The organism is Umezawaea sp. (assembly GCF_057122925.1).
Genome location: NZ_DBNGPQ010000081.1, coordinates 19,278 through 31,212, shown reverse-complemented (window position 1 = coordinate 31,212; position 11,935 = coordinate 19,278). Strand labels below are relative to the sequence as shown.

Genomic DNA, 11,935 nt, shown 5'->3' with positions numbered 1-11,935 from the left:
CAAAAGTGCGCGATCTGGTCGAGATCGGCATGGGCCGGACCGCGAGGCGGGCCTACGAGCTGGACGACATCGAGATCATCCCCTCTCGGCGGACTCGTTCGTCGAAGGACGTCTCGACGGCGTGGCAGATCGATGCCTACCGCTTCGACATCCCGCTCATCACCCACCCGACCGACGCCATCGTGTCGCCGGGCACGGCCGTGGCGGTCGGTGAGCTGGGCGGTCTCGGGGTGCTCAACGCGGAAGGCCTGTGGGCCCGGCACGCCAACGTCGAGGAGGCCCTGTTCCGCCTGGTCGAGGCGACCGAGGACACGGACGACCCCGGCGCGCCCGTCCGGGTGCTCCAGGAGCTGCACTCGGCTCCCGTCCGCATCGACCTGGTCGCGGCGGCCATCAAGGAGGTCCGCGACTCCGGTGTCACCGTCGCGGTCCGCGTCAGCCCCCAGCGCGCGGCCGAGCTGACCCCCGACCTGCTGGCCGCGGGTGTGGAGATCCTGGTCGTGCAGGGCACGATCATCTCCGCCGAGCACGTGCTGCGCGACGGCGAGCCGCTCAACCTCAAGTCGTTCATCGCCGACCTGGAGGTCCCGGTCATCGCGGGCGGTGTCGGTGACTACCGCACCGCCATGCACCTGATGCGCACGGGCGCGGCGGGCGTCATCGTCGGCTACGGCTACACGCCGGGCGTCACGACGACGGACTCCGTCCTCGGCATCGGCGTCCCGATGGCCACGGCCATCGCCGACGCCGCGGCCGCCCGCCGCGACTACCTGGACGAGACCGGTGGCCGGTACGTCCACGTCATCGCCGACGGCGGTGCCCAGACCAGCGGTGACATCGCGAAGTCCATCGCCTGCGGCGCGGACGCCGTGATGCTCGGCGAGCCGCTGGCCTCCGCCACCGAAGCGCCCGGCCAGGGCCTGTACTGGACGGCGGCGAGCGCCCACCCGTCCGTGCCGCGCAGCTTCGTCTCGCCCGGCGTCGACCAGGAGGTGGACCTCCGCACGCTGCTCTTCGGCCCGTCCGTCGACCCGCGCGGCGTCACCAACCTGTTCGGTTCGCTGCGCAGGGCGATGGCCAAGTCCGGCTACTCGGACCTGAAGGAGTTCCAGAAGGTCGGCCTCACGATCCGCGGCTGATCCACGCTCCACCACGATGGGCGCTTCCCACTGGGGGGCGCCCATCGCTGCGTCCGCACGCCACCTGCTCGCTGCGCCGGGACGTTCGCACGCCACCTGCTCGCTGCGCCGGGACGTTCGCACGCCACCTGCCCGCTGCGCCGGGACGTCCGCACGCCACCTGCCCGCTGCGCCGGGACGTCCCCACGCCTCGCACGTCCCCGCGGACCGGCTCCTCTCCCCGGAGCCATCCCGCACCACTCACCCCGCACCACCGCGCCCCGCGGACCTCCGCCCTGCCGCACCCCGCGCCTTCGCACTCACGCCCTGCCGCCTCCGCGCCTCCGCCCTCCCCGAAACCCACCTCCCGACCGGGGGACCCGTGCCCCGGCCTGCTCAGCCGATCCGCCACACCCAGCCGCGGCTCCCGTTCGACGCCACCGGGTAGGTGGAGGCGACCGCCGTCGCGGCCTCGGCCACCTGCACCTCCACGGTCCCGCTGTACCGCGAGTGGGGCAGGATCGTGTCCGAGAGCCGCTCCTCCCGGTCTGTGCACGTGCCCGGCCGCGCCTCCTGCACGGACCCGTCGTCGGCGATGCCGTTGAGCGAGAACGGGTTGAAGATCGACGGTGCCGACCGGGCCCCCTCCTCGCTGAGGTCGCCGGTCGTCATCGAGACGTGCAGCAGCAGCGTCTTCCGCCCCGCGGCGTGGGGTGCGCCGTACTGGTGGCACTGCGGGTTGACCTCGATCTTGTCGACGCTGAACGTGATCGCGCACGTGTCCAGGTCGTTGGCGCAGTCGAAGCCCGCCACCTGGCCGACGTCCTTGGCGATGAACCCCTGCGGCGTGAGTTCGCGGGTCGTCGGTGTCGCGCTCGTCGCGACCGGACTCGGCGTCGGGTTCGTCGCCGGGCCGCCCGCGCTCCTGCTCGCGCCGCAGCCCGCGGTGGTCAGCGCCAGCCCGACGGTGACGACCGCGGTGGATCGGGCGGCGACGGGCGTGAGCCGGTGCATCGTCGGTCCTCCTGCGGGCTCGGCTGGCGAAGTGGTTCTCCCGTGTCCACATCGAGCGCCCGACGACACCGTTACCCACTTCACTCGTTGGAGTGAAATCACGATTCTCGTTCGCCCCCAACGCCTTTCCACCCCGGCAGGACTGTCAGACCCCGCCGGTGCCGTGCACGTCGGGGGGCCCTCACGGCAGGGGGACCACCGCGTCGCCGCGCCCGCTACCAGACCCGGCCCCCACCCCCGGCAGCCGATAGATGATCTTCCGACCCGTCTCCCTCGGTAGAGTGAAGCGGCGGGGACGTGGACCAAAAGCGAGGAAGGGCTACGTGGACAACCTGGTCGAGCTTGGACTGGCCGATGACGACGACACCGACGCCGCCGCGGCCGTCGAGGAGCCCGCGGACAGCCGTGCGGGCTTCGCGGGCTCGGTGGTCGTGCTGGTCGTCGCGGCCGTGGCGGGCGTCGCGCTGCTGGCCTGGCTGCTGCTCTTCTGGCTGGCCCCGCCGTTGATGGCGTGGCTGGAGGGCTACGGCCTCTGAACCGGTTCGGATCTAGGCGTTACCGGAAGTAACCCCTACTCTCGGGTACATGCGTGAACTCGCCGGTAACAACGTGGACTTCGACGTCGTCGTGGTCGGCTAGGGGTTCGGCGGCAGCGTCGCGGCGCTGCGGCTGACCGAGAAGGGCTACCGGGTCGCGGTCGTCGAGGCCGGGCGGCGGTTCGCCGACGACGAGTTCGCCGAAACGTCGTGGGACCTGCGCAAGTACCTGTGGGCGCCGAAGCTCGGCTGCTTCGGGATCCAGCGCATCCACCTGCTCCGCAACGTCATGGTGCTCGCGGGCGCGGGGGTCGGCGGCGGGTCGCTGGTGTACGCGAACACGCTGTACCGGCCGCTCAAGCCGTTCTTCGCCGACCGGCAGTGGGCGCACATCACCGACTGGGAGGCCGAGCTCTCGCCGTTCTACGACCAGGCGAGCCGGATGCTGGGCGTGGTCACGAACCCGACCACGACACCCGCCGACGTGGTGATGCGGCAGGTCGCGAGCGACATGGGCGTGGCCGACACCTACCGCCCGACCCCGGTCGGCGTGTACTTCGGCGAACCGGGCGAGAAGGCCGCCGACCCGTACTTCGGGGGCGTGGGACCGGAGCGCACGGGCTGCACGGAGTGCGGCGGCTGCATGTCGGGCTGCCGGGTCGGCGCGAAGAACACGCTGGTCAAGAACTACCTCTACCTGGCCGAGCGTGCGGGCGCGAAGGTCCTGCCGATGACCACCGTGACCGGTCTCGACCAGGTCGGCGACACGTGGGAGGTCCACACCCGGCGCACCGGGGCGACCCTGCGCCGGGGTGGGCGCACGATCACGGCGGGCCGGGTCGTGCTCGCCGCGGGCACGTGGGGCACCCAGCAGCTCCTGCACCGGCTGCGCGCCGACGGGACGCTGCCCGCCCTGTCGCCGAAGCTGGGGGAGCTGACCCGGACGAACTCGGAGTCGATCGTCGGAGCCGCCCGCCAGACCGTCGACCCGGACCGCGACTTCACCAGCGGCGTGGCGATCACGTCGTCGTTCCACCCGGACGCGATCACCCACATCGAGCCGTGCCGCTACGGCAAGGGCAGCAACGCGATGGGCCTGCTCCAGACGCTCGCCACGGACGGCGGGTCCAGCACGCCGCGCTTCCTCCAGTTCCTCGGCCAGGCCGTCCGCCACCCGCGCCGCCTGGTGCGGTTGCTGTCGGTGAAGCGGTGGAGCGAGCGGTCGCTGATCCTGCTGGTCATGCAGAGCCTCGACAACTCGATCACCACGTTCGCGAAGCGCGGCCTGTTCGGGCGGCACCGGCTCAGCTCCCGCCAGGGCCACGGCGAGCCGAACCCGACGTTCATCCCGGCGGGCCACCGCGCGAACGTGCTGACCGCCGAGCACATCGGCGGCGTCCCCGGCGGCACCTGGGGTGAGCTGGTCGGCATCCCGCTGACCGCGCACTTCATCGGCGGCTGCCCGATCGGCGAGGACGCCGAGCACGGCGTCATCGACCCGTACCACCGCGTGCACAACTACCCCGGCCTGTCCGTGGTCGACGGTGCCGCCATCTCGGCGAACCTGGGCGTCAACCCGTCGCTGACCATCACGGCCCAGGCAGAGCGCGCGTTCTCGCTGTGGCCCAACAAGGGCGAGGTCGACCAGCGTCCCGAGCAGGGTGCGGGCTACCGGCGGCTGGCGCCGGTCGCGCCGCACAACCCCGTCGTGCCCGCGTCCGCACCCGGTGCGCTGAGGTTGCCCGTCGTGGAGATCAGGACTCGCTAGCCTGGCCCCATGGGTTCGAAGCCGTTCGCGTCCAGCACCGACCTGGCGCCGAAGGTGGAGGAGTTCGTCACCCTCGCCGACGGCGTCCACGCGCTCACCGCCGAGGGCGACCCGAACGTCGGGGCGGTCGAGGCCGAGGACTTCCTCGTCTGCTTCGAGGCGAGGGCGACCCCGGCCGCCGCCCGGCTGTGGCTGGACCGGTTGCGGGAGCGCACCGACAAGCCCGTGCGCTACCTGGTGCTCAGCCACTACCACGCCGTTCGCACGCTGGGGGCGAGCGCGTTCGACGCGGACGTGGTCGTCGCCCACGAGCGCACCCGCGCGCTCATCGCCGAACGCGGGGAGCAGGACTGGGACAGCGAGCTGGGCCGCATGCCCAGGCTGTTCCTCGAACCGGACACGATCCCCGGCCTGACCTGGCCGACCATGACGTTCTCCGACCGCCTCACCATCCCGCTGGGCGGTGACCGGGGTGATCTGGAGCTGAGGTACCTCGGCCGCGGCCACACCGCGGGTGACGTCGTCGGGTGGCTCCCGCAGCAGCGGATCCTGTTCGCGGGTGACCTGGTCGAGTCGCGCGCGGCGCTCTACACCGGCGACGCGTTCCACGACGAGTGGGCGACGTCCACGCTGGACAACGTGGCCGCGCTGGGCGCCGAGGTGCTGGTGGGCGGCCGGGGCGCGGTGGCGCGCGGCAGGGCCGAGGTGGACGCGGCCATCGCGCAGAGCAGGCACTTCCTGGACGAGCTGCGGCGCACCGTGGGCACGGTCCACGGCCGGGGCGGCACCCCGCGGGAGGCGTTCGAGGCGGCGCGCGCCGCGCTCGCGCCGCGCTTCGGCGGCTGGCCGATCTTCGAGCACTGCCTCCCGTTCGACGTGCAGCGCTACTGGGACGAGTGCGACGGCGTCGACTGGCCGAAGATCTGGACGGCCCGACGTGATCGCGAGGTCTGGGCGGCCCTCCAGTGACCCCGGTGGTCGTGGTCGGCGCGGGCCCGGTGGGCCTCACGGCGGCGCTGCTGCTGGCCAGGGCGGGCGTGCCGAGCGTGGTCCTGGAGGCGGCCGACGAGCGCGCCGCGGTGGGCAGCCGGTCGATCTGCGTGCAGCGCGACGTCCTGGACGTCCTCGAACGCGTGGGCGTCGGGCGGGCGGTGGTGGCGGCCGGTGTCACCTGGTACCGCGGTCGCACGTTCCACCGCGGCGAGGAGGTGCTCACCACCGAGTTCCCCGAGTCGGTGGACGACGACTTCCCGCCGTTCGTGAACACCCCGCAGACCGTGGTCGAGGAGCTGCTGGAACGGCGGGTCCGCGAGTCGCCGCTGGTGGACCTGCGCTGCGGGTCGGCGGTGACGGGGCTGGTGCAGGACGAGCACGGCGTCCACGTGTCCACCGCGACCGGGACCGTCGACGGGACCCACTGCGTGGCGGCGGACGGCGCCCGTTCCACCGTGCGGCACCTGCTCGGCATCAGCTTCGACGGCTGCTCGTTCGACGACCGGTTCCTCATCGCCGACATCGCGGTCGACCTGCACGACGGTCCGCCGGAGCGGCACTTCCACTTCGACCCGCCGTGGAACCCCGGCCGCCAGGTCCTGCTGCACCCGCAGCCCGGCGGGGTCTGGCGGGTCGACTGGCAGGTGGCCGAGGGGGTCGAGCTGACCGAGGACCACGTGCGGGCGGTCGTCGGCGACCGGCCGTTCGAGGTCGTCTGGCACTCCACGTACCGCTTCCACCAGCGCAGGGCGGGCACGCTGCTGCGGGGCCGGGTCCTGCTGGCGGGCGACGCGGCCCACGTCATGAGCCCGTTCGGCGCGCGCGGCCTCAACTCCGGGATCTGCGACGCCGACAACGCGGCGTGGAAGATCGCCTTCGACCGCGCGGGCCAGGCGGGGCCCCGGCTGCTGGCCTCCTACGACCTGGAACGCGGTGCGGCGGCGGACGAGAACCTCCGCGTGACCGGCGAGACGATGCGCTTCCTGGTCCCGAGGACGCCGGAGGAGCGCGCTCGCCGCGAGACCGCGCTGGCCACGCGCCGGAACATCGACTCGGGCAGGCTCTTCACGCCGTTCGCCTACGCCGGGTCGCCGCTGACCACACCGGGCTGCGACGGGGGGCTCCAGCCGAACAGCCGCTGGTGCGGGCCGGACTTCTCCGCCCTGCCGGACGGCACGCTGCTCCGCCCGGACGGCCACCGGGCCGCCCGGACCGGCACCCCGGCGGCGCACCGGCGCGCCACCGGCTGGCCCTGACGCCGGGCTAGAGCTGGATGCCCGTCAGCACCATGGTCCGCTCCTCGGTGAAGTCCTCCATCGCCGACCGCACCCCCTCGCGCCCGGTCCCGGAGCCCTTCACCCCTCCGTAGGGCATCTGGTCCGCCCGGTAGGAGGGCACGTCGCCGATGATGACGCCACCGACCTCCAGTTCGGCCGCGGCGTCGAAGGCCACCTTCACGTCACGGGTGAAGACGCCTGCCTGCAACCCGTACTCGGTCGCGTTGGCCGAGGCGAAGGCCTCCTCGACCCCGTCCACCACGGACACCGCCAGCACCGGCCCGAACACCTCCTGGTGCCACAGCGACGCCTCGGCGGGCACGCCCTCGACCACGGTGGGTTCGACGGAGGTCCCGCTCCGCCCGCCGCCGACGTGCAGCTTCGCCCCGAGCGAGACGGCCTCGTCGATCCACTCCTGCACCCGCTCGGCGTTGGCCTCGTCGATCAGGGGCCCGACCTCGACCTCGGGGTCGTGCGGGTCGCCGGTCTTCAACGCCGCCACGGCCGCCACCAGCCGGGGCACGAAGTCGTCGGCCACGGCCCGGTCCACGATCACCCGCTGCACGGCGATGCAGGACTGCCCGCCCTGGTAGTTCCCGAACAGCGCGATCCGCGCGGCCGCGTGGTCCAGGTCGTCCCAGTCGGCGCAGACGATCGCCGCGCTGTTGCTGCCCAGCTCCATCACCACGTGCTTGCGGGGCGCGGAGTCCATCAGCGACCACCCGACCCCGGTGGACCCGGTGAACGAGATGACCGGCAGCCGGGGGTCCTTCACCAGCGACTCCATGTCGCCGCCCGCGACGGGCAGCACCGAGAACACGCCGTCCGGCAGGTCCGTCTCGGCCAGCAGCTCGCCCAGCAGCAGCGCCGACAGCGGGGTGGCGGAGGCGGGCTTGACGATCACCGGGGCGCCGACGGCCAGCGCGGGCGCGACCTTGTGCGCGACCAGGTTCAGCGGGAAGTTGAACGGCGCCACCGCCAGGACGGGCCCGCGGGGCACCCGGCGGACCAGGGCCATCCGGCCCGCGCCGTTCGCGTCGGTGTCCAGCCGCTGGAGCTCCCCACCGCCGCGCCTCGCCTCCTCGGCGGCGAACTTGAACACGCTGACCGCGCGCCGGACCTCGATCTCGGCCCACTTCAGCGGCTTGCCGTTCTCGGCGGTGATCGTCTCGGCGATCTCCTCGATCCGCTCGGCCAGCGCCTTCGACACGTGCTCCAGCGCGGCGGCGCGGACGTGCGCGGGCGTGCGCCGGAACTCCTTCGCCACGGCGGCGGCCGCGGCGACGGCCCGCTCGACCTGCTCGGGACCGGGCACGGCGACCGTCGCCACCTCCGTCCCGTCGTACGGGTGGTGCACGGTGATCTCCCGCACGCCCTGTTCGGGGCGGCCGGCGATCCAGCAGGGCCGGGGTTGAGGAGTGATCGCGTCCATGGGTCAACGGTATGCCAGCGCGGCCAGACCGGCGCGCACGTGCTCCGCGTGCGAGAGGTAGTGCTCGTCGTGCCGCTCCACCCGCTGCACGTGGAACGCCGGGTCCTCCCTGATGGTCCGCACCATGTGCGCCAACCGTTCCAGGACCTGTTCGGCCAGCCCGTCGCTGGGGCAGCCGTACTCCGCGCAGAACAGCTCGGCCCGGCGCCACCGGGAGGCGGGTGTGCCCCACTCGGGTGAGAACGGCGCCAGGCAGTAGACCGCGTAGGCGACGTCCCACCACCGCGGCGCGGGGTGGGCGGTGTCCCAGTCGATCACGCCGACGGGTTCCCCGGAGGAGAACACGACGTTGTACGGCGCCAGGTCGCCGTGGCAGACGACCTCGGCGGGCTCGCGCGGCGGGAACTGCCAGCCCGACGTGCCCACCAGGTCGACCGAGGCGTCGTGCAGCCGCCGCACCATCCGCGCGTAGGCGACCAGCGTCGCGTCGCCCCTCAGCGCCTCGGGCAGCGGCGGGTGGCCAACCTCACCCGGCAGGTACGACAGGACCTCGCGCCCGGCCGGGTCGACGCCGTGCACCTCCGGCACGAACCCCACCGGGGCCAAGCGCCGCAACAGCTCGTGCACCCGCGGGGTCCACGGACCGGTGGGCCGCCGCACCGTGCCGCCCACCCTGACGACCTCGTTCAGACCACCGCCGGTCAGGAGTTCCTCGTCCACGTCTGACATCCTTGCGCGGTGTCCGAAACCAGCAACCGGCCGGTACTCGTCGTCGACTTCGGGGCGCAGTACGCGCAGTTGATCGCCCGTCGAGTGCGCGAGGCCCAGGTCTACTCCGAGGTCGTGCCGCACACCGCGAGCGTGGCGGAACTGCTCGAACGCGACCCGCTCGCGATCGTCCTGTCCGGCGGCCCCTCCAGCATCTACGAGGAGGGTGCTCCGCAGGTCGACCCGACGCTGTTCGACGCTGGCGTGCCCGTGTTCGGCATCTGCTACGGCTTCCAGGCGATGGCCGTGGCGCTGGGCGGCACCGCCGAGCACACCGGCACCCGCGAGTACGGCCGCACCGAGCTGGGCGTGACCGAGGGCGGCGGCAGGCTGCACGACGACCTGCCCGGCCACCACCCGGTGTGGATGAGCCACGGCGACTGCGTGACCAAGGCGCCCGAGGGCTTCACCGTCACGGCCACCAGCGACGGCGCCCCCGTCGCCGCGTTCGAGGACACGACCCGCCGGTTCGCGGGCGTCCAGTACCACCCGGAGGTCGGCCACTCGCCGCACGGCCAGGAGGTGCTGCGCCGGTTCCTGCACGAGATCGCGGGCGTGAAGCCGCAGTGGACGACCTCGTCGATCGTGGACGAGCAGGTCGAGCGGATCCGCGAGCAGATCGGCGACGGCAAGGCCATCTGCGGCCTGTCCGGCGGCGTGGACTCGGCGGTCGCGGCGGCGATGGTGCAGCGCGCCATCGGTGACCGGCTGACCTGCGTGTTCGTCGACCACGGTCTGCTGCGCGCGGGCGAGCGCACCCAGGTGGAGCGCGACTTCGTGGCGGCGACCGGCGTGAAGCTGGTGACCGTCGACGAGCGCGAGCGGTTCCTGGAGGCGCTGGCGGGCGTCACGGAACCCGAGCAGAAGCGCAAGGTCATCGGCCGCGAGTTCATCCGCGCGTTCGAGCAGGCGGCGCGGGACCTCCAGGCCGACGGCGAGTACGACTTCCTGGTGCAGGGCACGCTCTACCCGGACGTCGTGGAGTCCGGCGGCGGCACCGGCGCGGCGAACATCAAGAGCCTCCACAACGTCGGGGGCCTGCCGGACGTCCTCCAGTTCAAGCTCGTGGAGCCGTTGCGCGCGCTGTTCAAGGACGAGGTCCGCCGGGTCGGCACGGAGCTGGGCCTGCCCGAGGTCATCGTGCAGCGCCAGCCGTTCCCCGGCCCCGGCCTGGGCATCCGGATCATCGGCGAGGTCACCGGGCCGCGCCTGGAGATCCTGCGCCAGGCCGACGCCATCGCCCGTGAGGAGCTGACCTCCGCGGGTCTGGACCGGACCATCTGGCAGTGCCCGGTCGTGCTGCTCGCGGACGTGCGCAGCGTCGGCGTCCAGGGCGACGGCCGCACCTACGGCCACCCGATCGTGCTGCGCCCGGTGTCCAGCGAGGACGCCATGACGGCCGACTGGACGCGCCTGCCGTACGAGGTGCTGGAGCGCATCTCCACCCGCATCACCAACGAGGTGGCGGACGTGAACCGCGTCGTGCTGGACGTGACGAGCAAGCCGCCGGGCACCATCGAGTGGGAGTAGTCCTCCCCTGAACGCCACGAAGGCCGTGACCCCTCGGGGTCACGGCCTTCCGCGTGAGTGGCGGGGGTGCTAGCGGCGCTGGCGGAGCACCGATCCGGCCAGCAGGGCCAGCCCGACGACGATCGCGCCACCGGCGATCACCCACCGCAGGTCGAAGAAGTCGGGCCAGTTGGTGCCGCCGGTCAGCACGAACGCCGACACCAGGGCCGCTCCGAGCCCGAACACGAGCGCTACCACGTCGAAGCCGCCGCGCGGCTCCACCTCCTGGTCAGCCACGGTTGACCACGACCTCTCCCAGTCCGGCGTGCACGTTGAGCACGATCTTGAGGCCTCCGTCGAGCTTGTCCTCGCCCTCGGAGGTGAACTCGAACGCGGGCGCCCGCCCGTCGCTCTGCTTGCCGAGGCACTGCACGGACCCGACCTCGGTCTCGCAGCGCACGTCCACGTCGGCGTTCTTCGGCACGGTCACCTGGACGGTGCCGACACCCGCGTAGACCTCGGTCTCGACCGTGCCCGAGCCGGGCAGCGCGGTCAGGTCGAGCTCGATGGTGCCCGCCCTGGTCTCGTACTTGTCCTGCACCTGCTCGATCGCCACGGGCTTGTCGGTGAAGTCGCCGATGCGGTCGCCGCCGCCGAACTCGTCGAAGTTCGCGATCGTGCCGACCACCGCGACGAGGCTCAGCGGGATGACCAGGCCGATCAGGCCGCGCCCGCCGCGGCTGAACGCGCCCGCCACGAGCCCGAGCGCCATGACGCCGATGACCAGGCCCAGCGTGCGCAGCGGGGACAGCCACTCGACGTAGGGGCCCGCGATGACCGCTCCGGCCACGACCAGGAGCGACACGCCGAGCGTGATGCCGGTGATCGGTGACCGGTGGCGGGACCGCCGCGCGGGCGGGGTCTCCGGCGACTGCGCCACCGCCTGCCCTGGTTCGGGCAGGTCCCACGCGAAGGGCGCGGCACCCAGCGGGTCCCACGCGGGTGGGGTGTCCGCGGTCTTCTCCTGGCCCGTGCCCATGGTCGTCACCTGATCCGTGGTGGAGGTCGTGGTGGTCGTCGGGACGGGCCGGTTCACCGCGCCCCGGTTCTGGTGGAGGAGGTAGATGGCGCCGACCGACAGCAGCACGCCCGCCACCATCGTGAAGCCGCCGTCGAAGAAGAAGCCCGTCGCCGGGAAGACCGCGATGCAGAGCAGCACCGTCAGCGGGATCGGGGTCGAGCTGCGGCCCTTCCCGATCAGCGCCTCGACGGGGGACACCTCGTCGTCCTCCTGCGCCAGCGCGAGCCAGCCAAGCAGGTAGATGAACACACCGGCACCGTTGCACAACGCCATCGCGACGAAAGCGACCCGCACGATCACCGGGTCGATCCGGTACCGCTCCGCGATGCCCTCGGCCACACCGGCGATCTTCCGCCCGCGGTGCGGCCGTCTGGGCCTGCTGACCCAGAAGTCCTTCAACGTCTCCTCGACGTTGGCAGCTGTCAGGTTCCCACTCACG

At 72.7% G+C, this 11,935-nt stretch carries 11 protein-coding genes; 6 read left to right on the top strand and 5 right to left on the bottom strand.

Annotated features, from left to right (window positions below; all coding sequences use genetic code 11):
• Positions 1-5 precede the first annotated feature (5 nt).
• Positions 6-1,139, top strand: coding sequence for a GuaB3 family IMP dehydrogenase-related protein (locus tag AC156L_RS18055; protein WP_330879524.1), 1,134 nt, complete (start codon positions 6-8; stop codon positions 1,137-1,139).
• Positions 1,140-1,514: 375 nt separating this feature from the next.
• Here AC156L_RS18055 and AC156L_RS18050 read toward each other — a convergent pair whose 3' ends face one another.
• Positions 1,515-2,132: a hypothetical protein gene (locus AC156L_RS18050; RefSeq protein ID WP_330879523.1), complete on the bottom strand. Its 618-nt coding sequence runs from the start codon at positions 2,130-2,132 to the stop codon at positions 1,515-1,517.
• Between the two features lie 323 nt (positions 2,133-2,455).
• On the opposite strand from AC156L_RS18050, the gene AC156L_RS18045 reads away from it, so the two are divergent.
• The 4 genes from AC156L_RS18045 (at position 2,456) to AC156L_RS18030 (ending at position 6,685) form a co-directional block, all read left to right on the top strand.
• Positions 2,456-2,668, top strand: a complete 213-nt coding sequence (locus tag AC156L_RS18045) for a hypothetical protein (RefSeq protein WP_330879522.1) — start codon at positions 2,456-2,458, stop codon at positions 2,666-2,668.
• Between the two features lie 127 nt (positions 2,669-2,795).
• Entirely contained in the window at positions 2,796-4,436 is a 1,641-nt protein-coding gene (locus AC156L_RS18040) for an FAD-dependent oxidoreductase (RefSeq protein ID WP_484407106.1), read from the top strand.
• Positions 4,437-4,445: 9 nt separating this feature from the next.
• On the top strand, positions 4,446-5,405 hold the full coding sequence (locus AC156L_RS18035; protein ID WP_330879520.1) for an MBL fold metallo-hydrolase: 960 nt from the start codon (positions 4,446-4,448) through the stop codon (positions 5,403-5,405).
• A gap of 5 nt (positions 5,406-5,410) precedes the next feature.
• Positions 5,411-6,685 carry an FAD-dependent monooxygenase gene (locus AC156L_RS18030; protein WP_484407042.1) on the top strand — a complete coding sequence of 425 codons (1,275 nt, stop codon included), beginning with the start codon at positions 5,411-5,413 and terminating at the stop codon, positions 6,683-6,685.
• 7 nt (positions 6,686-6,692) lie between these two features.
• Here AC156L_RS18030 and AC156L_RS18025 read toward each other — a convergent pair whose 3' ends face one another.
• Together AC156L_RS18025 and AC156L_RS18020 are read right to left on the bottom strand one after the other, a co-directional pair.
• A complete protein-coding gene (locus tag AC156L_RS18025; protein ID WP_330879518.1) occupies positions 6,693-8,138 on the bottom strand; it encodes an aldehyde dehydrogenase family protein in 1,446 nt (481 codons plus the stop codon).
• A 3-nt stretch (positions 8,139-8,141) separates the two neighbouring features.
• Positions 8,142-8,858 (bottom strand): aminoglycoside phosphotransferase family protein, encoded by a 717-nt coding sequence (locus AC156L_RS18020; protein WP_330879517.1) that lies wholly within the window; start codon positions 8,856-8,858, stop codon positions 8,142-8,144.
• A gap of 18 nt (positions 8,859-8,876) precedes the next feature.
• On the opposite strand from AC156L_RS18020, the gene guaA reads away from it, so the two are divergent.
• Positions 8,877-10,436 carry a glutamine-hydrolyzing GMP synthase gene (guaA, locus tag AC156L_RS18015; protein ID WP_484407040.1) on the top strand — a complete coding sequence of 520 codons (1,560 nt, stop codon included), beginning with the start codon at positions 8,877-8,879 and terminating at the stop codon, positions 10,434-10,436.
• 69 nt (positions 10,437-10,505) lie between these two features.
• On the opposite strand, the gene AC156L_RS18010 is transcribed toward guaA, so the two are convergent.
• Together AC156L_RS18010 and AC156L_RS18005 are read right to left on the bottom strand one after the other, a co-directional pair.
• A complete protein-coding gene (locus AC156L_RS18010; RefSeq protein WP_330879834.1) occupies positions 10,506-10,712 on the bottom strand; it encodes a hypothetical protein in 207 nt (68 codons plus the stop codon).
• Positions 10,705-11,934: a PspC domain-containing protein gene (locus tag AC156L_RS18005; RefSeq protein WP_330879836.1), complete on the bottom strand. Its 1,230-nt coding sequence runs from the start codon at positions 11,932-11,934 to the stop codon at positions 10,705-10,707. Before AC156L_RS18005 ends, AC156L_RS18010 begins: the two co-directional genes overlap by 8 nt.
• Position 11,935 lies beyond the last annotated feature (1 nt).

Bases quoted from the DNA above. Each gene is read 5' to 3' on its own strand.
- AC156L_RS18050 (WP_330879523.1), bottom strand. From the start codon at position 2,132: ATGCACCGGCTCACGCCCGTCGCCGCCCGATCCACCGCGGTCGTCACC.
- AC156L_RS18035 (WP_330879520.1), top strand. From the start codon at position 4,446: ATGGGTTCGAAGCCGTTCGCGTCCAGCACCGACCTGGCGCCGAAGGTG.
- AC156L_RS18025 (WP_330879518.1), bottom strand. From the start codon at position 8,138: ATGGACGCGATCACTCCTCAACCCCGGCCCTGCTGGATCGCCGGCCGC.